Source organism: Acinetobacter lactucae, from assembly GCF_013122135.1.
In the GTDB taxonomy this organism is placed as follows: Bacteria; Pseudomonadota; Gammaproteobacteria; order Pseudomonadales; family Moraxellaceae; genus Acinetobacter; species Acinetobacter lactucae.
In genome coordinates this window covers 3414256-3440537 of the sequence record NZ_CP053391.1, presented here as the reverse complement: position 1 = coordinate 3440537, position 26282 = coordinate 3414256, and the positions used below count along the sequence as shown (strand labels likewise).

Sequence of the window (26282 nt, the reverse complement as noted above, 5' to 3'; positions counted from 1 at the left end):
GCATAAGAAGATTTGAAGCGATTTAAACGTAAGAAATCAGAAAAACTATTTATTTTTGAGTGATTAAAATAAAAAAAGCCATTTGAGCGGACATCAAATGGCGAGAGGTAGTAAAGGTTAATTATATTAATTATTTGGCAGCGGCTTGCTGTTCTGCCTGAATTGCTGTTAATGCAATGGTAAAGACGATGTCATCTACCAATGCTCCACGAGACAAGTCATTGACTGGTTTGTTGAGGCCTTGCAGCATTGGTCCAACGCTCACAACATTTGCAGCACGCTGTACCGCTTTGTAAGTGGTATTACCCGTATTTAAATCTGGGAAAATAAATACATTGGCACGGCCAGCAACACGTGAGTCTGGTGCTTTTTGACGTCCCACACTTTCAACTGAAGCTGCATCGTATTGAAGTGGACCATCAATCAGTAAATCAGGACGACGTTGCTGAGCAATTTGAGTTGCTTGCTGTACTTTTTCAACATCAGCACCTGTTCCTGAAGTACCGGTTGAGTAGCTGATCATGGCAATACGCGGGTCAATTCCAAACGCTTTCGCTGAGTCAGCCGACTGAATGGCAATTTCAGCAAGTTGTTCTGCTGTAGGGTCTGGATTAATTGCACAGTCGCCATATACATAAACTTCATCTGGCAAAAGCATAAAGAAGATTGATGAAACCAGTGAATATTCAGGTGCTGTCTTGATGAGCTGAAATGCTGGGCGGACCGTATTTGCTGTGGTGTGTACCGCACCTGAAACTAAGCCATCTACTTCGTCTAAAGCTAACATCATTGTACCGAGCACAACCGTATCTTGAAGCTGTTCTTTCGCTTGAAGCTCGTTGAGTTTGCCTTTACGTAGCTCAACCATTGGCGCAACGTATTGGTCACGAATACTATCAGGATCAACAATTGCTAATCCAGCTGGTAATTCAATACCGCGGGCTTTTGCAACATCCTGAACAGCTTCTGGTTTTGCCAGCAAAATACAGTCAGCAATTCCACGTGCCTGACAAATTGCTGCAGCTTGAATGGTGCGTGGTTCATCACCTTCAGGTAGCACAATCCGTTTTTTCGCTGCAATCGATTTTTGTACCAGTTCATGACGGAAAGCCGATGGCGACAGGCGAGGGGTAGCAGCATTGTTGCTGTGCTGCTTAAGCCATTCAACATCAATATGACTTGAAACAAATCGGGTCACTTGCTCAGCACGTTTAGTATCGTCAGTTGGAATTTCATTACCAAAATTAGACAGGCGCTGTGCGGTTTCAAGTGTATTTAAACGGGTATGTAAAATTGGTAAACCTTGTTTAATTGCACTTTGACAAAACTCTAAAAGCTCAGGTGCTGGCGCTTCTCTTTCGGTAAGAACTAAACCAGCCAGAGGAATACCATTGCTGGTTGCCAAACTACTTGCCAGTAATACGTCTGTACGCTCAGATGCGCTAATAATCAATTCGCCTGCAATAAACTTATTCAGTTCATATTCAATGCTTGAAGCAATTAAACTCGAATGCAAAATACGACGTGTTTTAGCTTCACCTTGATGTACCCATTGCCCATCAATAACGCTGGCTATATCAAGTGTTCTTGGTACGCTCAGCGTATTGCTAAAAGGAACAAGTCCAATAATCGGTAAGTCGCTTGAGCCAAAATAACGATTATATTTTTGCAGCTCACTTGTAAATTTTGCGATTTCTTCAGTTGGACGTAACGATGGATCAAACGCAACAGGAATTTGTGCTGTTTCTTCGGTTAATCCACGGGTACGCATAAAGAGTACGCCAGCAGTACGATTTGACGCTGCACCGCCAAACTGGCGTAAATGAGCATCTACTTTTTCTGCGGCTTTTTTTGGGTTTTGAATATCTGCTGTGCTGACCAAAACGACTTCTGCATCAAGTGCTTGTGCAAGACTTGCGTTGAGCTCACTGGCAAAGTGATCTTGTCCGTTTGGTAATAAGCCTTCCACAATAATGACATCATGGTCTGCTGCAACGCTACGGTGGAGGCTAACAGCTTCTTCAAGTAATTCATCTACTTCCCCAGCGGCAATAAGCTGAGTTAATTTTTCATGCGAAATAGATTGAACAGTTTTACTTTGAAATAAATGACCAAATAATGAAGTGGTTCGGTCAAGATGCTCTTGGTCTTCTTGAGAAAATGGTTTTAAAAAGCCTGCTTTAATCCCGTTACAATCAAGTGCGTAAATCATGCCTAAGCAGGCAGAGGTTAAGCCAACCCCTTCGCCTGTAGGAATCAATAAAATTGTATTCATATAAACCTATAAATAAATATCGAGTTTTCGCTAAGCTCTAATTAAGCAAGGCTTGCTACAGATGCTGTATTTTCTGCCGCTTCTACAACTTGACGAGTTTCTTTGGCAATACGACCTTCTTCATCTGTTGGAATGACCCAAATTTGAGGTCCTGTACCGTTGTCGATTCGGCCTTCAGTGCCACGTTTTAGGTTGTTGTTTTGATCTTTATCAAGCTGCAAACCAAAATGAGGTAAATAAGCTAAGGTTTTTTCACGAATATAAGCTGAGTTCTCACCAATACCACCTGTGAAAATTAACCCGTCTAAAGTTGGTAAACCACAGCTTAATGCAGCAAGTGATTTTGCAAGGCGATAACTGAATACTTCGATTGCAAGAGTGGCATCTTCATTACCATTTTCGGCAGCTTCAATCACTGTGCGCATGTCATTAGACAGTTGTGATAAGCCGAGTAAGCCACTTTCGTTATTTAAAACTTTATCAATTTTTGCTAAGTCCCAACCGAGGTTTTTGGCAAGGAAGCTATGTAAGCTTGGATCAACGTCACCACTACGTGTTCCCATAACCACGCCTTCAAGTGGAGTAAGGCCCATAGAGGTATCAACACTTTGTCCATTCCATACTGCGCAAGTTGAACTACCGTTTCCTAGATGTGCTGTTAACCATCCACCTTTTTTCAGGTTGCCTGCAAGCTCACTTGCTTTATCAGACACATAAGCATGGCTTGTACCATGGAAGCCATAACGGCGGACGTTGTGGTCAGTATATAAAAACTTAGGAATTGCATAACGGTATGCATGCGGTGGCATGGTTTGATGGAATGCAGTGTCGAATACTGCAACTTGCGGTAATTCAGGGAATAGACGTACGGTTGCGTCAATACCAATTAAATGTGCTGGGTTATGAAGTGGGGCTAAAGGTGTCGCAGCACGAATACGTTCAATAATTTCAGGAGTGAGTAATTCTGCTTTGGTTAAACTACCACCGTGTACGACACGGTGACCGATTGCCTGCGGTTTGTAGTTGGCAAGACGTGCAAGTAAAGTTTCTAAAGCTTTGGCATGGTCAGCATAAGGGATTGAAAGTTCAAGTGGTTCACCACCGACTGTAATTCCCTTAATACGAGCGTCAGCTGCCCCCAAGTTTTCTGCTAAACCGTAAATACGGTCTTCACGGCGCTCTGAAACCAGTGCGTATTTAATAGATGAAGAACCGCAATTGATAACTAATACTGATGTAGCCACGTTGAAATACCCAAGTCCTGATTTAAAATAGTTTTCCTAACTTCCTGCTCAACACGTATTATTTTTTGATACAGATTGAACGGGTTGTCATGTTTTAACATGTGCTGTTTTTCTGTCCAAGATAGACTTTAGCCCATTAGACTTAAGCACTATCGACCATCAAATTATTTCTAACTAATATTCGTCCAGTATAAAGCTTAAGCACTGTATTCATGGTTTTTTTGTAGAAGAATTAAACAGTTTTTTGTATATATTTATAAAAAGTAAATTTCTATTTAATGTAATTTTCAAATATTCTCTCTAAATTTTTTTAGGGAAAATATGTGCAGTTATTTTAATCAGTCTTGAGAGGTATATTACAAATAATATACGTAATTTAAATTAAGATTTAATAGGTATTATGTAGGTTAAAAAGAATAAATTATAAACATTTCAAATATAAGAATGAGTACAATTAAATAGGTATTTATACATTTGCAAAAGCGTTATTATTACTTTGATATTAAGAGAATTTTCTCATACTTTTTAATGCTTAATTACATTGTAAATATAGTCCAAAATAAAATTAGTATTTTGCTTATAACTTAAACATTATTTGTCTTTAATACCAATGCCTAGGCAATTACCACAGCGCGGACAAGGGCTTGCATGTCGCTTTTCGCCTTAATAATATTGTTAATCTCTTTTCTAAATGATCGTCAAATATATCATTTGGTCTATTTTTATTTTCCGGCTTATCCGGTTGTACAGGAGCGTCCAGCATGGACTTGCCGAATCCTATACTGGCAAAAGTGACCGAGCGTGTAATCGCGCGCAGTCAAAAAACTCGTTCTGCATATTTACAACGTATCGAACATGCACAAGGCAAATTTCCTGCTCGTGGGGCACTTTCATGCGCTAATCTGGCTCATGGTTTTGCCAGTATGGACGATAATGAAAAATTAATTATTAAAGTCGGCCGTGAACCCAATATTGGCATTGTATCGTCATATAACGAAATGCTGTCGGCCCATGCACCTTATAAAACATTTCCAGATTTAATTAAAACAGCCGCTCGTGAGAATGGTGGCGTGGCACAGTTTGCAGGTGGTGTTCCTGCGATGTGTGACGGTATTACCCAAGGTAATGCCGGTATGGAGCTCTCACTGTTCTCTCGTGAAACTATTGCGATGAGCACAGCGATCGCGTTGTCTCATAACATGTTTGACGCAGCTTTATGTCTGGGGGTGTGTGACAAGATTGTACCGGGCTTACTGATCGGTGCTTTGCAGTTTGGTTATTTACCTACTATTTTTGTGCCAGCTGGCCCCATGACCAGTGGGTTATCTAACGACGAGAAAGCCAAAATTCGTCAGCAATTTGCAACAGGTCAGGTTGGCCGAGATGCTTTGCTAGAAGCTGAGTCAGCTGCTTATCACGGACAAGGAACTTGTACTTTTTACGGTACGGCTAACAGTAACCAAATGCTGATGGAAGTAATGGGCTTGCATTTGCCAAGCGCTGCATTTGTTCATCCTCACACGCCATTACGTGATGCACTTACCGCAGAAGCGGCGATTCGTGTACTTGATTTAACAGTTGAGCGCGGAAACTACACGCCGATTGGTCATGTTATTGATGAAAAAGCCATTATCAATGGCATTGTGGCATTACTCGCTACAGGTGGTTCAACCAACCATACTTTGCATTTGATTGCGATTGCACGTGCAGCTGGCATCTTAATTGACTGGGATGACTTTGATGAGTTGTCTGCTGTTGTTCCTTTGCTCGCAAAAATCTATCCAAATGGTAAGGCCGATGTAAACCATTTCCAAGCTGCGGGTGGGGTTGCTTTCCTCATTCGTAACTTACTTGAAGCTGGCTTGTTGCATAACGATGTAACGACAGTGGCTGGTAAGGGTTTACAGCATTACACCAAAGAACCGAAATTGATTGACGGTAAGCTCACTTGGGTTGATGGTGTGGTTCAAAGCCTTGATGACAAAGTACTCCGTAGCATTGACGCGCCGTTTCAACCAGATGGTGGCTTGCGTTTAATGCAAGGTCGCCTTGGTCGTGGTGTTATCAAGATTTCTGCTGTTGCGCCTGAGCATCGCAAAGTTAAAGCACCAGCTATTGTGTTTGATTCTCAAGAAGCAGTGCAAGCAGCATTTGATCGTGGTGAATTACACCGCGACTTTATTGCAGTTGTTCGTTTCCAAGGTGCGCGTGCGAATGGTATGCCTGAGTTGCATCGTTTGACGCCTGTGTTGGGTGTTTTACAAGATCAAGGTTTCCATGTTGCTTTAGTCACTGATGGTCGTATGTCTGGTGCTTCAGGCAAAGTTCCTGCAGTGATTCATTTATCTCCAGAAGCCTTATTAAATGGGCCGATTGCTAAAGTTCAAACAGGAGATATGTTGATCATTGATGCAGAGGCTGGCGTACTCGATGTCGAAATAGATGAACAGACTTGGCAGTCACGACCTGTTGCACAGCCAGAACATCAGGCAGAAAACGAAGTTGGCTTTGGCCGTGAATTATTTGGTGTATTCCGTGCTGCTGCTGCGCCAGCTGAACATGGAGCATCTGTATTTGGTGCATTAGTTGGTGAAACTTCACCAGAGCAGATTTGAATCAAAGGAACTGAAAAATAATGATTAAAATTGAAGATATCGTCAAATTAGGTCCAGTTATTCCCGTATTGGCATTTGATTCTGCCGGGCAAGGTGAAGATGTATCACGTGCGTTGCATGCAGGTGGTGTAAAAGTCCTTGAAATTACATTGCGTACCGCTGCTGGTCTTGCCGCTATTGAGCGTGCAAGCCAGTTGGCAGATGACATTGTGGTAGGTGTAGGTACGATTACCAAGCCAGAACATTGTGCGCAAGCCAAAAAAGCAGGTGCTCAATTTGGCGTGTCTCCCGGTCTGACTAAAGATCTGCATTTGGCTGCACAAGATGCTGGTTTACCTTTATTGCCGGGTGTGATGACACCAAGTGATCTGATTCAAGCGATTGAGTTGGGTTATGACATTGTGAAGTTCTTTCCAGCTCAACAGGCTGGTGGCGTTGAGATGCTAAAAGCATTTTATGGTCCATTTCCAAACTTGCGTTTTTGCCCTACAGGGGGAATTACGGCAGAGTCAGCACCGGATTTCTTAAAGCAACCAAACGTAGTTTGTGTGGGTGGTTCATGGTTAACACCTAAAGCTACTGTAGCTGCACAAGATTGGGCTGAAATTACTCGCTTAGCGCAAATTGCGAGTCAGTTGAGAGCGTTGTAAATGTAGTCGATATTTATAAAAAATGAAGTGCATTCTATGTGCTTTAAAGGCTGTATTGATGTGACCAGTTTGTGCTGGTCACACCTAAATATAAAAATTTAGTGTCTTAACAGTAGGAATTACTGTGGTTGAAGACCTTTGTTTAGGCAATGTGCCTAAATAATTATTCCAAGGAGAAGTGTCCCATGGAGACGGTTCAGGGTGGCATGTTACTGATCTACACTGTAATCGCGATTATTGCTTTAGTGGTCATGATCGCGAAGTTTAGAATTTATCCATTTCTAGTTCTTATTATTGTTTCACTCGGTTTAGCTTTAGCTGTTGGCATGCCAATGGGCGATATTGTTAAGTCATATGAAGCTGGTACTGGTAAAACCCTAGGCCACCTTGCCATTGTAATCGCGCTAGGAACGATGCTCGGCAAAATGATGGCTGAGTCGGGTGGTGCTGAACGAATAGCAATTACCTTAATTAAATGGTTTGGTGAGAAAAACATTCACTGGGCCATGATGTTTATTGCCCTTATTGTTGGGCTTCCCGTATTTTTTGAAGTCGGTTTCGTCCTACTCATTCCAATTGCATTTAACATTGCTAAACGAACAGGAAAATCCCTGCTGGTTGTTGGCTTGCCAATGGTTGCCGGTTTGTCGGTTGTACATGGCTTAATTCCACCGCATCCAGCGGCATTGTTAGCTGTGCAGGCTTATCATGCTGATATTGGTAAAACAATTGCCTACAGTTTGTTGGTTGGTGTACCAACGGCAATTGTTGCAGGGCCATTGTATGCGCTCTGGATCAATAAATATGTCAAATTGCCTGAAAATAACCCGTTAGCAAAGCAATTTATTGAAGCAGATACGACTAGCACCCGTGAGTTACCAAGCTTTGGTATCACCTTATTTACGATCATGCTACCGGTAGTGTTGATGTTGATCGGAAGTTGGGCAGATCTTTTCTTTGCACCACAGACTTTTGCAAACGATTTGCTACGTTTCATTGGTACCTCTGATATTGCATTGTTGATTGCTGTATTAGTCAGCTTTATCACTTTCGGTACGATGCAGGGCTTTAACCGTGAACAAATTGAGAAGTTTTGTGGCGGGTGTTTAGCTTCAATTGCCGGAATCATGTTGATTGTAGGTGCAGGTGGTGGTTTTGGAGGTATTTTGCGTGATAGCGGTATTTCTAATGAGATCGTCTCTACAGCATTGAAGGCAAACTTATCACCGTTATTGTTAGGTTGGTTGGTAGCCGCATTGATTCGTTTAGCAACAGGTTCGGCAACGGTTGCGATGGCTACAGCTTGTAGTATTGTTGCGCCAATTGCAGCTACGGCTGGTGTTGTCGTTAGACCAGAACTTTTAGTACTTGCTACAGGTTCGGGTTCATTGATTTTCTCCCATGTAAATGACGCAGGATTTTGGTTAATCAAAGAATATTTTGGTATGACAGTAGGGCAGACACTCAAAACTTGGTCGGTATTGGAAACGATTATTTCGGTGTTGGGTTTAACTTTCACGCTACTTCTTAGCACTATTTTATAATTAGAGGTAAGTAATCCATGATCGTGATTGCAATGGGTGTCTGTGGAACAGGCAAAACACTAATCGGCGAGTTGCTATCAGAGCAGCTAGCTTGTGAATTTCTCGATGGCGATACACTGCATTCGGCTGCAAATAAAAGCAAGATGAGTCAAGGTATTCCTTTAACTGATGAGGATCGCATGCCTTGGTTGCAAGCTATTCGTAAGGTCATTGAAGAGAAACAACAAGCAGGTGAAACTGCGGTATTTACTTGCTCTTCCCTAAAGCGAGTCTATCGCGATATTTTACGTGGCTCTGACCAAAATGTGCAGTTTATCTATTTGAAAGGTTCATATGAGCTGTTACAGCAACGTCTTGCTGAGCGGGCAGGCCATTTTTTCGACCCTTCATTATTACAGACTCAACTTGATACTTTAGAAGAACCTGATGCCCATGAGGCAATAACGATTGATATTGCATTAACACCTGAACAAATAGTTGTGCAGGTTATGCAGAAACTGGGGATAACTGACAGTGTGTGTCGTGGTTAACCTTATTTAAAAATATTACAAATATCTTGAAGGCTTGTGGCCTGCGGTTTAAGCAAAGTGAATACTGGTAATAGTACTGGTATTCACAGGAAACAGGACTGATCATAGTGGTCTAGTCTCGAATATATAAATGCATAAATATATAAATAATTGGAGATAAGAAGAATGAGTCATTCAAATAATTTGCAGCAGAAATTTCCTATAGTGGACAGTATTCCTGAGAACGTGCGTCTACCATCCCAGATTCATCAGCGTGTCTCACTAGTGGACGGTGAGTTGAAGTTATGGGCTGGTCCAACCAAGAAAACATTGTCTCCAATCTGGATTCAGCAGTCTGATGGTAGCTTGCAGCAAGTTGAGCTTGGCAGTTATCCAGTCATGGGTGAGAAAGAAAGCGACGAAGCACTAGACGCGGCGGTACGTGCTTACAATAATGGTCGTGGTGAATGGCCAATGATGAAAGTTGCTGAGCGTATTGGCTGTATGCAAAATTTCATTCAGCGTATGGTGGAGCAGCGAGACCTGATTGTTAAACTGATCATGTGGGAAATTGGCAAGAGTTTGACTGACTCTGAGAAAGAGTTTGATCGCACTGTCACCTATATGCGTCAAACTATTGATGCTCTAAAAGATCTAGATAATGCCAACTCCCGCTTTGTGATTGCTGAAGGTACTATTGGTCAAATCCGTCGTACCCCGTTGGGCGTAGTATTGTGTATGGGACCATACAACTACCCGCTGAACGAAACCTTTGCGACTCTGATTCCAGCTATGTTGATGGGGAACACGATCATCTTCAAACCACCTCAATTTGGTACCTTATTGTTTGAACCATTGCTTGAAGCATTCCGTGAATCATTTCCAAAAGGTGTGATCAATACTATTTATGCGCCAGGCTCTCTGGTAGTACCTCACCTACTGGCCTCTGGGCAAATTAATGTATTGGCACTGATTGGTTCTAGTAAAGTGGCTGATCACTTGAAAAAACAGCATCCTAAATCTCATCGTTTACGTGCGATTTTGGGGCTGGATGCGAAGAATGCAGCCATTATTTTACCGGATGCTGACTTGGATCTGACAGTGAAAGAGTGTCTGCTAGGTGCGTTGTCGTTTAATGGTCAGCGTTGTACTGCGCTCAAAATGCTGATGGTGCATCGCTCGATAGCCGATGAATTTGTTAAGCGCTTAACGGCTGAACTGGCCAAACTGAAAGTGGGTATGCCTTGGGAAAAAGGAGTGTTTATTACTCCGTTGCCAGGTATGCACCGTACAGCCTACATGACTGAAGTCATTGAAGATGCTGTGGCTAAAGGCGCAAAAGTGGTTAATCCTGAAGGTGGTGAATTCTGTAAAACGATGTTTTATCCAGCTGTAGTTTATCCAGTGACGGAGGGGATGAGGCTGTATCGCGAAGAACAGTTTGGTCCAGTGATACCAGTCTGTGTTTATGATGACATCGAAACTGTGCTGGACTATGTCACTACTTCTGATCATGGTCAGCAGGTGAGTATTTTTGGTAGCGACCCTGAGCAAATTGGTCATTTAGTCGATCCGCTAGTCCATCAGGTTTGTCGTGTGAACATCAATTGTCAGTGTCAGCGTGGCCCTGATGTATTCCCGTTCGGTGGTCGTAAAGATTCTGCGGAAGGTACACTGTCTGTGCATGATGCTTTGCGAGCGTTCTCAATCCGTTCTATGATTGCTGCTAAACAGACAGATGACAGTAAAGGCATGTTGGCTTCTATGGTGTCTGAGCACTATTCTAAATTTGTGAATACCGACTTTATTTTCTAATAAATATATGAATAAAAAAGCCAGCCTTCGGGCTGGTTTTTTATAGTGACTCATAATTTGAGTAATAAAAAACGCCTGAAATTAATCAGGCGTTTTTTTTATATTAAATTGATTACTGGCGAATTTGTCCGTCACCTAACACAATCCATTTTTGAGAAGTTAAGCCTTCTAAGCCAACAGGACCACGGGCATGGATTTTATCGGTGGAGATACCAATTTCTGCACCTAAGCCATATTCAAAACCGTCAGCAAAACGAGTTGATGCATTAATCACGACAGAGCTTGAATCTACGCGAGCTAAGAACTGACGAGCCAAAGTATAGTTTTCAGTCACAATGGCATCAGTATGATGTGAACCATATTTGTTGATATGGTCAATTGCTTCATCAATCCCGCTCACCACTTTAACTGCAAGAATTGGCCCTAAATATTCAGTGTACCAATCTTCTTCTGTCGCAGGTTTTACAGAGGCACCCAAAATGCGGCGTGTTTCTGGACAGCCACGTAACTCAACTTGTTTTTCAGCATACAGTTCAGCAATGTGTGGTAAGAAAACGTCTGCAATTTTTTCATCAACAAGCAGTGTTTCCATCGCATTACAAACACCGTAACGATGTGTTTTGGCATTTAAAGTAATTGGTAATGCTTTTTGTAAGTCTGCTTGAGCTTCTACAAACACATGACAGTTACCATCAAGATGTTTAATGACAGGAATACGAGCTTCGTTGGTTACACGCTCAATTAAGCTTTTGCCACCACGTGGAACAATGACATCTACATATTCCGCCATGGTAATAAGGTGACCAACAGCTGCACGGTCAGTGGTTTCAATAACTTGTACTGAATGTTCAGGTAAACCAGCAACTTTTAAGCCATGTTTAATCGCTTCTGCGATTGCTTTGTTCGACTCGAGTGCTTCTGAACCACCACGTAAAATAATGGCATTGCCTGATTTAATCGCTAAAGATGCAGCTTCAAGTGTTACGTTTGGACGTGATTCGTAAATCATCCCAACAACACCTAAAGGTACACGCATTTTTCCAATTTGAATGCCTGTGGGGCGATATGCAAGATCAGTAATTTCCCCAATAGGATCGACAAGTGCAATCACGTCTTTTAAGCCTTGCAACATGCCTTTAATGCGTGCAGGTGTAAGTTCAAGACGATCAAGCAAGGCGCTGTCGAGCTGGTTGCTACGACCTTTATCCATGTCGATTTGATTCGCTGCCAAAATAGCTGCCTGATTATTTTCTAAAGCAGTATAAATAGCAGAGAGAGCATGATTTTTTAGTGAGGTAGAAGCACTTGTGAGGACACGAGAAGCCTCGCGTGCTTGTTGCCCAACTTTTTGCATATATTGTTCAATTGAATCTTGCATAGCATTTTTTAATCATTTACCAATGACTACGATAGTAGCAGTCAAATGCGGAACAATGAATGGCTTTTTTTCAAAAATGTGACCACCATAAAAAAACATTTAAATATTTTGCAAACTATTAGCGACTTAAACAAGATGAGCGGTCATTTCAGCGATTGCGTATATTTCAGACAATTGTTTAGAATGTTATTGTGCAATACAAACTAATACAAATTTTAAAGATTTGTGCATAAAAGATTACGTGTTCAAGAAGGAACTCTTGCAGCATAAAAAAATTACAGCAAGGAGGAAGCAAGGATATGAATTCCATTATTCAAATGGATTCGGAGATTAACCAAGCTTATGCCGGTTTTGGCTTTTTCGATATCTATCATAGAGATAGTTTTAAACAACCAGCGCGTACAACATGGATCGACGGCTGGAAAATCGAATATATGGCAATTGCCGACCCAAAAACAATTCACAATACGCCAATTGTGATTGTAGGCGGCGCTTTCCAAAATTTTAATTCTTATAAATATTGTGTTGAACAATTGTTTGAAAGTGGTCCGGTCATTTTAATTGATCTACCTTCAATGGGAGCAAACCAGCAAATTACCAATCGAGACACAGGAATATCTGCAGGTAGTTTAGAACTACCTGATTTATCTGAAATGTTAGGACGTTGGTTAGATATCGTTGGAATACAAAAAGTTTCTGTAATGGGAATGTCGTTGGGCTCAGTCATTGCCTCTTGTTTTGCTTATCATCGCCCAGATTTGATGGATCGTATGATCTTAATGGGGGTTATGCAAAAGACTCGAAAAAGTTGGCGAATGATTTTGGAAGAGTCACTTAAACTCATGCAAGAAAACCGCATGGAAGAGTTTGGGCAAGCTGTAATTTTGTATTTAGTTAATCATGCAAAATTGGATAAAACCCGCATGTCACCTACGGCCAAAAAATTATTTTTTAGGCAAATGGCTGAGTTTACGGGTACTGAGCGAGAACGTTATGAAATTAACTGTAATCGTCTTTTGCGTTTAACGGATGTACCTATTCCAGAATGCAAAACGTTGGTTGCAGCCGGGCAGTACGATAGTTTTACTCTGCCTCATGAAAATGCCAATTTCGCTTTGCAATGTCCTGATATGGAATTTGCACTTATTGCAAATGCAGATCATGTACCACAGCTCCAGCGCCGTAAAGAAACCATGAGTTTGTTCACTTCATTTTTGAAAGGTGAATCTATCCAAAATCTGGATGGCATTATTCCAATGACACGTGAACAAATGCAAAACATGGAACGCCGTGGTGAAGAGCGAGTTCGGGTTTTGCAGCCAAAAACTCAACTGACTCACCGAGAGTGTGATGTGCAGGTACCTGTAACAATTGTTGATGTTACTTTCTTCGGTATGTATTTAAAAATCGATGATGTTTCTCAGCTTAATTTTGTAAATGATCATCCACGTGATTTGGCACTACATTTAGAAGATGAAGAGGGCGGTTTTGCAATTGAGTGCTTGATTTTTGAAAGTACCGAGCAGGGTATTCGAGCTTTATTTAAACATGGTAGTTTTGAACTTGCTGATCGTTTAAGTCGTTTTATTGCTCGTCAAAAACAAGCAGTTTAATCATGATAGTTATAGATGGAAGCTCGTTTATTTCGAGCTTCCATTTTTTATATTTATTATTTTTTTTGGGCGTGAATGGTCCAAACTAAGTCGCCTAAATGTTCTTCACCTCTCTCTTTAGAAACTTGTCCAAAGAATATTTGTGGTTGTTCAACACTCACCTGATTAAATCCTGCATCTTCAAAAAAGTCTTTCACCTCAAGTGGCGTTTTAAAGTGAAAACTAAACGAGCTTCGAGACATGAGTTTAAGTAATTTACTGCTGTTCCAGATAATACTGGCAAGTTTGTTTTTAACTGGCTCAGGGTAGAGGTCAGTTAAATAGTGAAACTTTTTAAAAGACGAACCATAGTGCGCAATTGATTGAATCAGTTGTTTTAATAAATCTTTGTCAAAATAGTTAATCAAACCTTCACTGATTACAACCAATGGGCGGTTAGGGTCAAATACTTTAAATGCTTGTTCAAAAGCTTCTGTAAATAAATCAACTGATAAGATTTCAGGTGCATTTTTTTCAATTTGCTGTAACGCATTTTGTTTGGTTTGTGCCATATCGGGCAAATCAAGCTCCCGATAGGTAATAGAAGGGTAATGTTGTCTAAACCACCAGCCACGTGGAGACAGGCCACATGCTATTTCAAGCACCTGTAAATCAGGACTTTCTTGAATGAGTTGTTCTAAATGATGGTCAAGCATGGTGTGGCGTTGTTTAAGTGTCGTACGCATACTACCGCCTACATATTTCTCTGCCCATGATTCTATTGGATGAACCAAATAAGCCAGTGATTTGCCTTTGGTTGTGGCAAGTGCTTCATGAGAGATCCCCATTTGATACCAGATATAACCCGTATAGTGAGCTGTAAAAGAGATATGGCGGTGTTTTGAAAGTTGTTGTGTCATTCGTCCTGAACTCGGTTTATTGTTTTTCTGTGGTTTGACTGACAATTTTTAATTATCAGTCAAATATAGTCTTACATTAGAATTTAGAGTGAATTCTTAAACTCTTCAATGGCTGTTTTGACAGCTTGCCACTCATTTCCTAGCGATAAGGTTTCACTAATCTGAATTTGTGGAATTTGACCGCGCATGCGTTCTAAACGCTCTTGATTTGGTAGCTCTAAGTTTGCAATACCTTCAAGTGCTGTACAGGCTGCACTACGGTCATTACACACCAGCCCCATATCACACCCAGCTGCCAGAGCAGCTTGAATACGTGCATCTGCACCGCCTGCTACACATGCAGCCTGCATGCTTAAGTCATCAGAGAAAAGTACGCCATTAAAATTCAAACGATTGCGTAGAACCTCTTGAATCCAGAAAGGTGAGAAGCCTGCTGGATTTGGATCAACCTGATCGTAAATCACATGTGCTGGCATGAGCGCATCAAGCTGAGGCATAAGCTTAATAAAGCTTTGCATATCGTGGTTGTAAATTTCGTCATAGCTACGGCTATCGATTGCAGCTGCAACATGAGAGTCGGCTTTCACTGAACCGTGGCCAGGGAAATGTTTGCCTGTGTTTGCCATTCCAGCTTTTTTCATGCCTTGCATAAATGCGCCGGCAAGTGGAGCAATATCATCAATATTCTTAGAGAAGCCACGATCGCCAATCACGTCACTAATTGCATTAAGGTCTAAAACCGGCGCAAAACTAAAATCGATACCGACAGCAAGCACTTCAGTTGCCATGAGCCAGCCGCACTGCTCAGCTAATTCAAGAGCCTTTTGTGGTTGAGTTAAATATAACTCTCCGAAACGGCCCATAGCTGGTAATAAGGTAAAACCCGATCTTAGGCGCTGAACTCGACCACCTTCTTGGTCGACAGCAATTAAAATATCTGGACGAATTTGACGCATATGGTCCGTTAATGCACGGACTTGTTGTGGAGATTCAATATTTCGTGCAAATAAAATCATGCCACCGACTTGCGGAGCGCGTAATAGTTCAATATCTTCTTGAGTAAGTTCTGTGCCGGCGATATCCAGCATCAATGCGCCAATCATATTGGTTCCATTTGAATTTTGATTGAAAAACAATAAGCGAATTTTGCAATGTTTTGCTACATTTTGTCAGTACAGAATATGATAAAACTACACGGTATAAACAATTTAGTTGGTTAAGATTTTGAATCTGCTTAGTTCATATCGAAAACAGAGCGTGTAAGATAGGAACACCCAAGGAAGTATTAAAAATTTATGAAACTTCAAACTATAGCTTGTGCAGTAGCGATCGCGACTGGCGGTTTATTCTTCTCTCATACGATGAATGAAGCGAGAGCAGCAACGAATACTGCTGCTGTTTCTCAATCGATCCAGCCAACGCAAGAACAAGCTTTGGTGGCTCGTCAGCTGGCAACTTTAGTTGATCGCCAACATTATTTAAATATGCGTCTGGATGCGACCACATCAAATCGTATTCTCGATATGTATTTAGATAATCTTGATCCAGATCACTCACTATTTTTAGATGCTGAAGTTCAAAATTATAAAAAACTCTATGGTTCAAATTTTGGGGCTTCATTAAAAGCAGGCAACTTAACGGGGCCTTTTACTATTCATCAGCAATATCGTGAACGCCTAAAACAATTTTATGAGTTCATGTTGGCTGAATTAAAAAAACCACAAAATTTAAAACAGCCAAATAGCTATATTGAAGTTGATCGTGAAAAAGCACCGTATTTTAAAACGACGGCTGAGCAACAAAATCATTGGCGCAAAATGTTGGTTTCACAGTTAATCAACTTAACCATTAGCCGTGAAGAAGAGCAGGCGAAACAAAAAGCGCTTAAAGAAAATCCTTCACTTGCAAATGGTCAAGATTTAACTGGCCCAGAAGATTTAACGCCAGCTCAAACGTTAACTAAACGTTATACACGTCAGCTTGAAAGAATTAGTCGTGTGAAAAGCGATGACGTCTTGGACAAAACATTAAATGCAATGTTGGCGACCTATGATCCACATAGTAACTATTATCCGCCAATTGATGCGATCGAACTAAATCGCCAAACCACCTTACAACTCGAAGGTATTGGTGTGTCGATTCGTCCAGAGCGTGGCAACGAAGATTACACCAAGATTGAAACCATTGTAGAAGGTGGTCCTGCAAGTAAGTCTGGCCAAGTGAAATCAGGAGATCGAATCATTGGTGTCGCTCAAGAGGGCGAGAAAATGGTTGATGTGATTGGTTGGACAAGTTCTGAAATTGTTGGACTCATTCGTGGTAAACGCGGAACAAAAGTCACGTTAAAGCTTCTTGGTGCTGGCGCATCAATGAGTCAAGCACGTAATGTGACTTTAGTGCGTGATGTCATTCAAGAAGAAGATGCTGGTGTTCGTTCACGCACAGTTGAAGTAACACGTGATGGTAAAAAGCATGTGTTAGGCGTAATTGAAATTCCATCATTCTATTTTGACTATCGTTCACGTCGTGCAGGTCAACAATACCGTTCAGTTTCTGAAGATACTGCAAATGCTTTTGAAGCGCTAAAAGCGAAGAAAGTAGAAGGGATTATTATTGACTTACGTAATGACCCAGGTGGTTCATTAGAAGAAGTTGCACGTATGTTGGGTCAGGTGATTAAGTCTGGTCCGGTTGTTCAAATTCGTGATGGTAATGGCAATGTAAGCGTTTTTGAAGATAACGATGGCGGCCAGCAAATTTACACAGGTCCACTCGCTGTATTGGTGAACTTGGCTTCGGCATCAGCAAGTGAAATTTACTCTGCTGCAATTCAAGACTATGAGCGCGGTATTATTATTGGTAGTACAACGACTGGTAAGGGTACAGCTCAGGTACAACTTGATACTCTGGCATATGGTCAAGCGACCTTAACTCAGCGTAAGTTCTATCGTATTACGGGTGGTAGTACACAAAATAAAGGTGTAGTGCCAGACATTAAACTCGTCGATATTTATAACGAAGAATTCGGTGAGCGTAAATCGAAGAATGCCTTGAAGTGGGATACGATTCCTACTGCACCATTTAAGCGTGAAGGTTCAGTTCAGCCTTATGTGACAAAGTTGTCTCAATTCTCTGAACAACGTGTTGGTAATGATGCTCAGTTTAAATATCTAAATAAACGTACTGCAATCGCCAAGGTAACAAGTGATCAGAAACAAGTGGTGCTTGATATTGATAAACGCCGTGCTGAATTACTTGGTTTAGAGAAACAAACTTTAGATGCAGAAAATGAACGCCGTGCTGCAACAGGTCAAAAGCCTTTTGCAAACTGGGAAAGCTATCAAGCTTCATTAGATGCTCTAGCTGAATCTCGCGCTAAAATGAAAGCATCTCAACGCCCTGCATTACCAGAGGAAGAAACTTTTGTGACTGAAGCTGCAAATGTACTCATGGACTATGCAAAATTGCAAAATCGCTAAGTATTACTAGGTCTTAAGAGAAAAGCATGCTGTTATCAGTGTGCTTTTTTTATTTTTCATGTCAGTAAACTGTCACGCATTTATCATCAAAATGTCAAAAAAACTGCTTAATCTTTAAGCATGAAAATAAATACATTGATGGATGGCGCTATGCAAAGCTCATACGCGACAGCACTATTAAAACAACAGCAACTTCCTGAAAGCTTCCAATTCTTTTTTAAACAAAAGCAGCAGCTATCTAATACGCATTCACTGCATGATTTAGTGCGCCCACGTTTAAAAATTGCGATTGTGACGGAAACTTGGCCACCTGAAATTAATGGTGTGGCACTTTCATTATTACAACTATGCCAAGGTTTACAAAAACAGGGGCATAAGATTTTACTGATTCGTCCAGAGCAAAAAGCAAAATGCCATGACTTTACGCCAGAGCAAGAATGTCTGGTGATGTCACAAGCTATTCCAAAATATCCGACTTTGCAATTTGGTTGGCCACAATATTTAAAAGTATCGAAAGCTTTTGAAAAGTTTGTGCCCGATGTGGTTCATATTGTGACCGAAGGACCGTTAGGTTTAACTGCCATGCAAGCTGCTAAGGCAAAAGCTATTCCGGTTTCTAGTGGCTTTCATTCGCCATTTCAAGATTTTAGTCGATTCTTCGATTTGGCTTTTTTAGTCAAACCGATTCAAAAATACCTGTGCTGGTTTCACAATAACACTCAAGTGACTTGTGTGCCGAGTAAAGATACACAAGAAGCATTACGAGGTTTCGGTATTACGTGCCCGCTGGTAGTAGTTGGACGCGGAGTCGATACCACAAGATTTTCACCAAAGCATCGCTCTGAAAATCTACGAAAACAATGGGATGCCGATGAGGATACCCGCGTTATGCTTTATGTAGGGCGTTTGTCTCCCGAAAAAGAAGTGCAAGTGCTCATTGAAAGTTATGCCAACATACACACCATTCAGCCTCATAAAACTAAATTAGTTATTGTTGGAGATGGCCCAGATTTTGCTCGTTTAAAGTTACTACCTGAAGCGAAGGGTGTTATCTTTACCGGAAGTCTGAGAGGTCAAGATTTGGCGGCTGCCTATGCGAGTGCTGACGTATTCGTATTTGCGAGTCAAGTTGAAACGTTTGGTAACGTAGTTTTAGAGGCAATGGCGAGCGGTTTGCCAGTTATCGCGTATGATTATGCATGTGCACATCAATACTTAACCCATGGTGTGAATGGCTGGTTAAGCCCACTTGGACAAAAAAGTCACTTTATACAACAAATTTATCAGCTTCCTTCAGTACAACAACTTAGAGAAATGGGCGTACAAGCCTGTCATAAAGTACAGCAAAGCGGTTGGCAACTTCCGGTTCAGCAATTGGAGCAGGCATTTTATCAGGTAGTGAAGGAGCCTTCGTTGGACTTCACTTAAGTATCCTAAGATAGGAGAATGACCATGAAACTTAAGAATGCAAAAATAAAAATACTCGATTTAGATTTGAGAGGCTGTTTATATCTTAACAATTTCTCTCACTCACAGCGTGTTGCCCTTTTTTTCAAAATCATTAGTCGTGTGGGTGATGGTCCATTTTGGTATCTAATGCTGGCAATCGTGTGGGGGATGCAAGGCATCACCTATAGTTTGCAAATCATCTACTTATTATTAGGTGGTTCTGTCGGCACAGCAATCTATAAATTCTTAAAACATAAAACAACGCGACCGCGTCCTTATCAGGTGCATCAGGTGATTGTGCTCGGTGAAAGACCGCTTGATCACTTTAGTTTTCCATCGGGTCATACGCTTCATGCGGTCATGGTGACAATTGTGTTGGGTTATATCCAACCTGTTTTACTTGCAGCCATGTTCCCATTTATGGTGCTTGTCGCTTTGTCTCGAATGGTACTGGGCCTGCATTACCCAAGTGATGTGATTGTAGGTGCCCTAATTGGTGCAGCAGTCGCGGCAATGATTATTTTTGTGGCGCCATTATTGAACATCGCTTTATAGGCATCGGTAATTTTTATCAGCTTAAGCTATCGATTAGGTTTGTGGATTTGCTAAAGTACACAGTTCGTGATTTAGCAGATTAAACAGATAGGAGCCGCTATGGGCTTACGTTGGACAGATACGATTGATATTGCCATTGAATTGTCAGAAGCACATCCAGAAGTTGATCCGCAATGGATCCGTTTTACCGATTTACATGCATGGGTGTGCGCATTACCAGACTTCAGTGATGACCCAAATAAATCGACAGAAGGATTGCTAGAAGGGATTCAAATGGCCTGGATAGACGAAGTTCGCTAAAAACAGTAGAAAAAATCGCAACTTTTACACATTCAAAGCTGATTATTGCCTATGACATCGGTATAATGCGGCAAATTTTTTAAAGTTTAAATCTTAAAATAAAGGAGCCACTCATGGCTATTGAACGTACTTTGTCTATCGTAAAACCTGATGCTGTGTCTAAAAACCATATCGGTGATATTTTTGCTCGTTTTGAAAAAGCGGGTTTAAAAATTGTTGCGACTAAAATGAAACATCTTTCTCAAGCTGATGCTGAAGGCTTCTATGCTGAGCATAAAGAACGTGGTTTCTTTGGTGACTTAGTTGCATTCATGACTTCTGGTCCAGTTGTAGTATCTGTTCTTGAAGGTGAAAATGCAGTTCTTGCGCACCGTGAAATCTTAGGTGCTACAAACCCTAAAGAAGCTGCTCCTGGTACTATTCGTGCTGACTTCGCTGTAAGCATCGACGAAAATGCTGCTCACGGTTCTGACTCAGTTGCTTCTGCAGAGCGTGAAATTGCTTACTTCTTTGCTGACAACGAGATCTGCCCACGCACTCGTTAATCGAAAGCATTCAAACCAGATAAGTGGTATACTACTTATCTGGTTTTTTTATTCTCTCAAGAGAATATTGTTTGATTCTTGAACAATATCTTCAGTTTTTTGACATGGTTTAGGTAAATACACATGAGTTCTGCAGTGGTCGTTTCATCTGAAAATCTTGATGGACAGCAGCAATCTTCGTCCACGCCGGTAATCCCTGCTGCCGAAAATAAAGTGAATTTACTCGGCATGTCTCGTCCTGAGTTGGAAAAATTCTTTGAAGATATTGGTGAGAAGAAGTTTCGTGCCGGACAGGTCATGAAATGGATACATCAATACTTTGTCACTGATTTTGCTGAAATGACCAATATTTCTGGCAAATTACGTGCAAAGCTTGAACAGATTTGTGAAATTAAAGCACCTGAAGTGGTTCACCGTCATTATTCAAAAGATGGTACACGTAAGTGGGTGTTTCGCGTAGGTGAGGGTGCAGGTTCTTTAGTTGAAACTGTATTAATTCCTGCCGAGGATAAAACTGGATTACGTAAAACACTTTGTATTTCCTCTCAAGTGGGCTGCGCATTAGACTGCTCATTTTGTTCAACAGGTAAACAAGGATTCCAACGTGATTTAACGCCAGATGAAATTATTGGGCAACTCTGGATGGCAAACTATTCTTATATGGAAGAAGTGCCAGTTGCCGAGCGTGAGCGTTCAGTGACCAATGTCGTGATGATGGGCATGGGTGAGCCACTGCTCAACTATGATGCCGTATTAAGCTCAATGCAGATCATGCTTGATGACTTTGCTTATGGCATGTCTAAACGTCGTGTGACTTTATCAACGTCAGGTGTTGTACCAAAAATTGACCAGCTTGCAAAAGATATTGATGTGGCTTTAGCAATTTCCTTGCATGCGCCAAATGATGAGTTACGTAATGAGCTTGTGCCAATTAATAAAAAATACCCATTGGCTCAGTTAATTGCAGCATGCCAGCGTTATATTGCCAAAGATGGTAATGAAAGTACGCGTAAACATGTGACCATCGAATATGTGATGTTAGAGGGCGTAAATGATCAGCCTGAACATGCACAGCAAATGATTAAATTATTAAAAAATTTACCAAGTAAAATTAACTTGATCCCATTTAACCCGTTCCCGCATGCGCCATATGGTCGCTCAAGCCGAAATCGTATTATCTCGTTCCAAAAAACTTTGTCTGATGCTGGATTTGTGTGTACGATTCGTCAAACACGTGGTGATGATATTGATGCTGCATGTGGACAGTTAGTGGGGCAAGTGGCTGATAGAACCCGCCGTGCTGAACAGTGGCAGAAAAAAGTGACACAGCGTCAAGAGATTTTGCGTACACAAGGATAAATTGAGGGCAGGCTTTGAGTATTCCAAAGTTAAAAACGGTCTTATGTATGGGGATTGCGGTTGCATTTATGGCAAGTGGTTGCCAGACAACGCATACGCAAAAAAAAGACCCGGAAAAAGCAGTAAAAGTGCGTACACAACTTGCTGCTGAACATATCCGTTCTGGTGACTTGGACTCAGCAAAGCGAGCTCTTGATCAAGCTTTAAGTGTAGATAGCCGCGATGCAACAGCAAACATGATGATGGGGATTTTGCTACAGCAAGAAGGTAGCAAAACCAACTTAGAAAAAGCAGAACATTATTTTAAACGAGCAATTTCATCTGAACCGGATAATGCTCAAGCACATAATAATTATGGTACTTATTTATACCAAATGGGGCGTTATAATGATGCGATCGAGCAATTTCGTATTGCTGGTGCAACATTAGGTTATGACCAACGCTATCAGGCATTAGAAAATCTGGGGCGTATTTATTTAAAATTGGGTGATGTTGTGAATGCTGAAAAAACATTCAAACAAGCACTCCTTGCTAACCGTGACTCTTATATTTCAATGTTAGAGTTAGCGGAAATTTTTTATTTGCAGCAGCAGATTCCGGCTGCTACACAAATGTATGAACAATATGTTCATACAGTGGGGCAGAAAAATCAGGGTGCAAGAGCACTTTGGATTGGTGTAAGAGTGGCTCGAGCCAATGCGGATAAAATGGGAACGCAAGCATTAGTAAACCAATTACGTGCCTTGTTCCCGGAAAGTCCAGAATATCAACGTTATTTGCAATTACAGTATAGTACTGAGGCCGTATGGAAATAAATCCTAATTCACAGCAGCCAACTGGCTCAAGCTTACCGACTTCTGCTTTAGGAAATATTCAACGTCCTGGTGAGTATTTACGTCAAATTCGAGTTGCTCAGAATAAAGAGTTAGGGCAAGTTTCTTCAGATTTAAATATGCCGGTTAAGACCTTGACCGCTTTAGAGCAAGATGATTATAAATCATTGCCGGAAGCGACTTTTATTAAGGGCTATTACCGTTCATATGCGAAATATTTAAATACAGATGCGACGGCAATTATTCAGCGCTTCGATGAGATTTATGCAAATGATACGGGCCTTTTACCAAATCATGCTTTAAATAACTCGCCAATTAAAATCATGGGCAAACTCCCGGGTTCTAATAGCGATCGTAATAAGAAATGGTTAAAGCGCGCACTTCTTGCGGTTGTAGTTGTTGCTGTTGTGTCATTGCTTGTTATGGGTATCCAAAAATGGACTTCAAAGAAAGAAGATGCTGATTTACCTAAAGTAAATCAATCGAATGTTGAAGTCCTACCTATGCAAGGAAGTGCCACCTCAACAACAGTGGGTGACCAATTGGTGTTAAACTTTAACCGACCAACTTCTGTTCATATTGTTGATGCAACAGGTAAAGTTTTGGCGACAGGTCGTCAGTCATCAACTTTAAGCTTAAATGGTGAGTCTCCATTCCAGATTCGTCTTGATGATGCAACGGCTGTGTCATTAAGTCTAAACCAAGAACAGATTTCATTGTCTCCATATACGGTAAACGGTAAAGCAGAATTCCGTTTATCCCGCTAATACCATGAGTTGAGCGATACAATGATAGAGAACCCAATTAAACGTCGACCAACACGTAAAATCCGTGTTGGTTCGGTGTATGTCGGTGGCGATGCACCTATTAGTGTGCAAAGTATGACAAATACCGAAACTTGCGATGTCGATGCAACCGTGGCTCAAATTGAGCGTTGCGTTGAGGCAGGTGCTGATATTATGCGTGTTTCGGTCCCATCTATGGAGGCTGCTGAAGCATTTGGTGCAATTCGCAAGCGCGTTTCAGTACCTTTGGTTGCAGATATTCATTTTGATCATAGAATTGCCTTAGCTGTTGCAGATTATGGTGCAGACTGCTTACGTATTAACCCAGGTAATATTGGATCAGATCAGAAAGTTCGTGAAGTCGTTGCAGCGGCACGTCATCATGGCATTTCTATGCGTATTGGGGTCAATGCGGGTTCTCTAGAAAAAGATTTACAAAAGAAATATGGCGAACCTACAGGTGAAGCGCTGCTTGAATCAGCACTACGTCATATTGATATTCTAGATCGTCTTGATTTCCATGAGTTTAAAGTTAGCGTAAAAGCATCAAATGTGTTTTTAACTATGGATGCTTATCGTTTACTTTCAAAACAAATTGATAACCCATTGCATCTTGGTGTGACTGAAGCTGGTATCTACCGCACAGGTACCGTGAAGTCAGCAATTGCCCTTGGTGGATTGTTGATGGAAGGTATTGGCGATACGATGCGTATTTCGCTTGCTGCTGAACCGGAAGATGAAATCAAGATTGGTTTTGATATCTTAAAATCACTTGGACTTCGTTCTAACGGGATTAACTTTATTGCTTGCCCGAGTTGTTCTCGCCAAGAGTTTAATGTTATTCAGGTGATGCAAGCATTGGAAGAGCGTTTAGAAGATATTCGTACTCCAATGGATGTGTCGGTGATTGGCTGTAAGGTAAACGGTCCGGGTGAAGCAAAAGAAGCTGATATCGGGGTTGTTGGGGCTGCGCCTCGTTCATTGGTTTATCGCAATGGTGAAAAAAGCCATCTAATCGATACCGATCAATTGGTTGATGAAATCGAAACAATGGTTCGTCAACGTGTCCAAGAGCTTGAAGAAGCTAAATCTAAAGAAATTATTCGTAGTTCATCATGAGTTCAATCGTCGCAATCAAAGGTTTTAATGACATCTTGCCAACGCAAACAGTAGCGTGGAGACGTCTCGAGCAACATTTAGCATCTTTAATGGATGCTTATGGATATCAACAAATTCGTTTGCCGATTGTTGAACAAACGGGCTTGTTTAAACGTGCTATTGGTGATGCTACCGATATTGTTGAAAAAGAAATGTATACCTTTTTCGATAAAGGTAATCCACCAGAGTCATTAACCTTACGTCCGGAAGGTACGGCGGGTTGTGTTCGTGCTTTAGTTGAACATAACTTGTTGCGCGGTGCGACACCACGTGTGTGGTATATGGGACCTATGTTCCGTTATGAAAAACCACAAAAAGGACGTTACCGTCAGTTCCACCAGTTTGGTGTGGAAACCTTCGGTGTTGCGACTCCTGATATTGATGCTGAATTGATTATGTTGACTGCACGCTTATGGAAGCGTATGGGTGTTGCAGATAAGGTTCAGCTTGAATTAAATACTTTGGGCGAAACTGATGAGCGTACAGAGTACCGTAATGCTTTAGTTGCGTTTTTAAACGAACATAAAGATGCGTTGGATGAAGACTCACAGCGTCGTTTAACAACAAATCCATTACGTATTTTGGATTCTAAAATTGAATCAACTCAGAAAATTTTAGAAAATGCGCCAAAATTACATGACTTCTTAAAAGAAGAAAGTTTAGATCATTTTAAGCAGTTACAAGATTATCTTACTGCTGCGGGCATCCAATTTGTCATTAATCAGAAATTGGTACGTGGTCTAGATTACTACAATAAAACTGTTTTTGAATGGACAACTACCGCTTTAGGTTCGCAAGGTACTGTATGTGCTGGCGGTCGCTACGACGGTTTAGTTGGTCAGCTAAAAGGTAAGGCTGATCAATCTGTACCAGCTGTTGGTTTTGCAATGGGTATGGAGCGTTTATTGCTTCTACTTGAGCAAGTTGAACAGGCTCAGGTTATTCGTGATTGTGAAGTTTTCTTGGTTGCAGAACCTGCTTATCAAACTAAAGCTTTGATTTTAGCGGAACAATTACGTGACCAGTTAGAAGCTGCAAATAGCAGTATTCGAATCAAAACAGGTTCACAAGGCAGCATGAAGAGTCAGATGAAAAAAGCTGATCAGGCTGGGGCTGTTTACGCCATGATTTTGGGTGAGCGTGAATGGGAAGCGCAGCAACTTGCTATCAAAGAGTTGGCAACAGCTGAGCAGTCACAAGTTGCACTGGCTGACCTTGTACCATTCTTAATTGAAAAATTTACAAAATAAACTGAAACATCTGGAAAAGGACAATCA

22 protein-coding genes are annotated in these 26282 nt (G+C 41.2%); 16 read left to right on the top strand and 6 right to left on the bottom strand.

What is annotated here, in order from left to right:
• Nucleotides 1-130: 130 nt before the first annotated feature.
• Genes pta through HLV59_RS16055 form a run of 3 tightly spaced genes read right to left on the bottom strand, consistent with a single transcriptional unit; the run spans nucleotide 131 to nucleotide 3620 of the window.
• Entirely contained in the window at nucleotides 131-2275 is a 2145-nt protein-coding gene (gene pta, locus HLV59_RS16065) for a phosphate acetyltransferase (protein ID WP_171430370.1), read from the bottom strand.
• Between the two features lie 41 nt (nucleotides 2276-2316).
• Entirely contained in the window at nucleotides 2317-3519 is a 1203-nt protein-coding gene (locus HLV59_RS16060; protein ID WP_057104935.1) for an acetate/propionate family kinase, read from the bottom strand.
• Nucleotides 3501-3620 carry a hypothetical protein gene (locus HLV59_RS16055; RefSeq protein WP_079748237.1) on the bottom strand — a complete coding sequence of 40 codons (120 nt, stop codon included), beginning with the start codon at nucleotides 3618-3620 and terminating at the stop codon, nucleotides 3501-3503. Before HLV59_RS16055 ends, HLV59_RS16060 begins: the two co-directional genes overlap by 19 nt.
• A 660-nt stretch (nucleotides 3621-4280) precedes the next feature.
• On the opposite strand from HLV59_RS16055, the gene edd reads away from it, so the two are divergent.
• The 5 genes from edd (at nucleotide 4281) to HLV59_RS16030 (ending at nucleotide 10652) form a co-directional block, all read left to right on the top strand.
• Nucleotides 4281-6134: a phosphogluconate dehydratase gene (edd, locus tag HLV59_RS16050; protein ID WP_016144287.1), complete on the top strand. Its 1854-nt coding sequence runs from the start codon at nucleotides 4281-4283 to the stop codon at nucleotides 6132-6134.
• 20 nt (nucleotides 6135-6154) lie between these two features.
• Nucleotides 6155-6784 (top strand): bifunctional 4-hydroxy-2-oxoglutarate aldolase/2-dehydro-3-deoxy-phosphogluconate aldolase, encoded by a 630-nt coding sequence (eda, locus tag HLV59_RS16045; protein WP_016144288.1) that lies wholly within the window; start codon nucleotides 6155-6157, stop codon nucleotides 6782-6784.
• A gap of 185 nt (nucleotides 6785-6969) precedes the next feature.
• Nucleotides 6970-8328: a GntT/GntP/DsdX family permease gene (locus tag HLV59_RS16040; RefSeq protein ID WP_016144289.1), complete on the top strand. Its 1359-nt coding sequence runs from the start codon at nucleotides 6970-6972 to the stop codon at nucleotides 8326-8328.
• 17 nt (nucleotides 8329-8345) lie between these two features.
• Complete coding sequence (locus HLV59_RS16035) at nucleotides 8346-8858, top strand: gluconokinase (protein WP_016144290.1); 513 nt, start codon at nucleotides 8346-8348, stop codon at nucleotides 8856-8858.
• A gap of 165 nt (nucleotides 8859-9023) precedes the next feature.
• Nucleotides 9024-10652 carry an NADP-dependent glyceraldehyde-3-phosphate dehydrogenase gene (locus HLV59_RS16030; protein WP_171430369.1) on the top strand — a complete coding sequence of 543 codons (1629 nt, stop codon included), beginning with the start codon at nucleotides 9024-9026 and terminating at the stop codon, nucleotides 10650-10652.
• A 112-nt stretch (nucleotides 10653-10764) separates the two neighbouring features.
• Here HLV59_RS16030 and HLV59_RS16025 read toward each other — a convergent pair whose 3' ends face one another.
• Nucleotides 10765-12030, bottom strand: coding sequence for a glutamate-5-semialdehyde dehydrogenase (locus tag HLV59_RS16025; protein WP_031947319.1), 1266 nt, complete (start codon nucleotides 12028-12030; stop codon nucleotides 10765-10767).
• Between the two features lie 299 nt (nucleotides 12031-12329).
• On the opposite strand from HLV59_RS16025, the gene HLV59_RS16020 reads away from it, so the two are divergent.
• Nucleotides 12330-13643: an alpha/beta fold hydrolase gene (locus HLV59_RS16020; RefSeq protein ID WP_171430368.1), complete on the top strand. Its 1314-nt coding sequence runs from the start codon at nucleotides 12330-12332 to the stop codon at nucleotides 13641-13643.
• A 56-nt stretch (nucleotides 13644-13699) separates the two neighbouring features.
• Here the strand turns inward: HLV59_RS16020 and HLV59_RS16015 are convergent, their stop codons facing one another.
• Nucleotides 13700-14542: a class I SAM-dependent methyltransferase gene (locus HLV59_RS16015; RefSeq protein WP_171430367.1), complete on the bottom strand. Its 843-nt coding sequence runs from the start codon at nucleotides 14540-14542 to the stop codon at nucleotides 13700-13702.
• An 83-nt stretch (nucleotides 14543-14625) separates the two neighbouring features.
• Entirely contained in the window at nucleotides 14626-15645 is a 1020-nt protein-coding gene (gene nagZ, locus HLV59_RS16010; RefSeq protein WP_171430366.1) for a beta-N-acetylhexosaminidase, read from the bottom strand.
• Between the two features lie 192 nt (nucleotides 15646-15837).
• Here nagZ and HLV59_RS16005 point away from each other — a divergent pair, with 192 nt between their 5' ends.
• The 10 genes from HLV59_RS16005 to hisS all read left to right on the top strand — a co-directional run bounded on the left by HLV59_RS16005 (nucleotide 15838) and on the right by hisS (nucleotide 26255).
• On the top strand, nucleotides 15838-18021 hold the full coding sequence (locus tag HLV59_RS16005) for a carboxy terminal-processing peptidase (protein WP_171430365.1): 2184 nt from the start codon (nucleotides 15838-15840) through the stop codon (nucleotides 18019-18021).
• A 138-nt stretch (nucleotides 18022-18159) separates the two neighbouring features.
• On the top strand, nucleotides 18160-19449 hold the full coding sequence (locus tag HLV59_RS16000; protein WP_171430674.1) for a glycosyltransferase family 4 protein: 1290 nt from the start codon (nucleotides 18160-18162) through the stop codon (nucleotides 19447-19449).
• Between the two features lie 24 nt (nucleotides 19450-19473).
• Complete coding sequence (locus HLV59_RS15995; protein WP_016144298.1) at nucleotides 19474-20025, top strand: phosphatase PAP2 family protein; 552 nt, start codon at nucleotides 19474-19476, stop codon at nucleotides 20023-20025.
• 99 nt (nucleotides 20026-20124) lie between these two features.
• A complete protein-coding gene (iscX, locus tag HLV59_RS15990) occupies nucleotides 20125-20325 on the top strand; it encodes a Fe-S cluster assembly protein IscX (RefSeq protein WP_004698764.1) in 201 nt (66 codons plus the stop codon).
• A 113-nt stretch (nucleotides 20326-20438) separates the two neighbouring features.
• Complete coding sequence (gene ndk, locus HLV59_RS15985) at nucleotides 20439-20870, top strand: nucleoside-diphosphate kinase (RefSeq protein ID WP_003654870.1); 432 nt, start codon at nucleotides 20439-20441, stop codon at nucleotides 20868-20870.
• A 123-nt stretch (nucleotides 20871-20993) separates the two neighbouring features.
• A complete protein-coding gene (gene rlmN, locus HLV59_RS15980; RefSeq protein ID WP_002115097.1) occupies nucleotides 20994-22229 on the top strand; it encodes a 23S rRNA (adenine(2503)-C(2))-methyltransferase RlmN in 1236 nt (411 codons plus the stop codon).
• A gap of 14 nt (nucleotides 22230-22243) precedes the next feature.
• Nucleotides 22244-23044 carry a type IV pilus biogenesis/stability protein PilW gene (pilW, locus tag HLV59_RS15975; protein ID WP_214286585.1) on the top strand — a complete coding sequence of 267 codons (801 nt, stop codon included), beginning with the start codon at nucleotides 22244-22246 and terminating at the stop codon, nucleotides 23042-23044.
• Nucleotides 23035-23829 carry a helix-turn-helix domain-containing protein gene (locus tag HLV59_RS15970; RefSeq protein ID WP_031947328.1) on the top strand — a complete coding sequence of 265 codons (795 nt, stop codon included), beginning with the start codon at nucleotides 23035-23037 and terminating at the stop codon, nucleotides 23827-23829. Before pilW ends, HLV59_RS15970 begins: the two co-directional genes overlap by 10 nt.
• A 21-nt stretch (nucleotides 23830-23850) precedes the next feature.
• Nucleotides 23851-24966 carry a flavodoxin-dependent (E)-4-hydroxy-3-methylbut-2-enyl-diphosphate synthase gene (gene ispG / locus HLV59_RS15965; protein ID WP_016144301.1) on the top strand — a complete coding sequence of 372 codons (1116 nt, stop codon included), beginning with the start codon at nucleotides 23851-23853 and terminating at the stop codon, nucleotides 24964-24966.
• Nucleotides 24963-26255 (top strand): histidine--tRNA ligase, encoded by a 1293-nt coding sequence (gene hisS, locus HLV59_RS15960; RefSeq protein WP_062849551.1) that lies wholly within the window; start codon nucleotides 24963-24965, stop codon nucleotides 26253-26255. Before ispG ends, hisS begins: the two co-directional genes overlap by 4 nt.
• Nucleotides 26256-26282 lie beyond the last annotated feature (27 nt).

Bases quoted from the DNA above. Each gene is read 5' to 3' on its own strand.
- HLV59_RS16055 (WP_079748237.1), bottom strand. From the start codon at position 3,620: ATGTTAAAACATGACAACCCGTTCAATCTGTATCAAAAAATAATACGT.
- nagZ (WP_171430366.1), bottom strand. From the start codon at position 15,645: ATGATTGGCGCATTGATGCTGGATATCGCCGGCACAGAACTTACTCAA.
- HLV59_RS15970 (WP_031947328.1), top strand. From the start codon at position 23,035: ATGGAAATAAATCCTAATTCACAGCAGCCAACTGGCTCAAGCTTACCG.
- pta (WP_171430370.1), bottom strand. From the start codon at position 2,275: ATGAATACAATTTTATTGATTCCTACAGGCGAAGGGGTTGGCTTAACC.
- HLV59_RS16020 (WP_171430368.1), top strand. From the start codon at position 12,330: ATGAATTCCATTATTCAAATGGATTCGGAGATTAACCAAGCTTATGCC.
- iscX (WP_004698764.1), top strand. From the start codon at position 20,125: ATGGGCTTACGTTGGACAGATACGATTGATATTGCCATTGAATTGTCA.
- ispG (WP_016144301.1), top strand. From the start codon at position 23,851: ATGATAGAGAACCCAATTAAACGTCGACCAACACGTAAAATCCGTGTT.
- HLV59_RS16030 (WP_171430369.1), top strand. From the start codon at position 9,024: ATGAGTCATTCAAATAATTTGCAGCAGAAATTTCCTATAGTGGACAGT.
- hisS (WP_062849551.1), top strand. From the start codon at position 24,963: ATGAGTTCAATCGTCGCAATCAAAGGTTTTAATGACATCTTGCCAACG.
- HLV59_RS16005 (WP_171430365.1), top strand. From the start codon at position 15,838: ATGAAACTTCAAACTATAGCTTGTGCAGTAGCGATCGCGACTGGCGGT.
- HLV59_RS16000 (WP_171430674.1), top strand. From the start codon at position 18,160: ATGGATGGCGCTATGCAAAGCTCATACGCGACAGCACTATTAAAACAA.
- edd (WP_016144287.1), top strand. From the start codon at position 4,281: ATGGACTTGCCGAATCCTATACTGGCAAAAGTGACCGAGCGTGTAATC.
- HLV59_RS16040 (WP_016144289.1), top strand. From the start codon at position 6,970: ATGGAGACGGTTCAGGGTGGCATGTTACTGATCTACACTGTAATCGCG.
- HLV59_RS16025 (WP_031947319.1), bottom strand. From the start codon at position 12,030: ATGCAAGATTCAATTGAACAATATATGCAAAAAGTTGGGCAACAAGCA.
- HLV59_RS16035 (WP_016144290.1), top strand. From the start codon at position 8,346: ATGATCGTGATTGCAATGGGTGTCTGTGGAACAGGCAAAACACTAATC.
- rlmN (WP_002115097.1), top strand. From the start codon at position 20,994: ATGAGTTCTGCAGTGGTCGTTTCATCTGAAAATCTTGATGGACAGCAG.
- eda (WP_016144288.1), top strand. From the start codon at position 6,155: ATGATTAAAATTGAAGATATCGTCAAATTAGGTCCAGTTATTCCCGTA.
- HLV59_RS16015 (WP_171430367.1), bottom strand. From the start codon at position 14,542: ATGACACAACAACTTTCAAAACACCGCCATATCTCTTTTACAGCTCAC.
- ndk (WP_003654870.1), top strand. From the start codon at position 20,439: ATGGCTATTGAACGTACTTTGTCTATCGTAAAACCTGATGCTGTGTCT.
- HLV59_RS15995 (WP_016144298.1), top strand. From the start codon at position 19,474: ATGAAACTTAAGAATGCAAAAATAAAAATACTCGATTTAGATTTGAGA.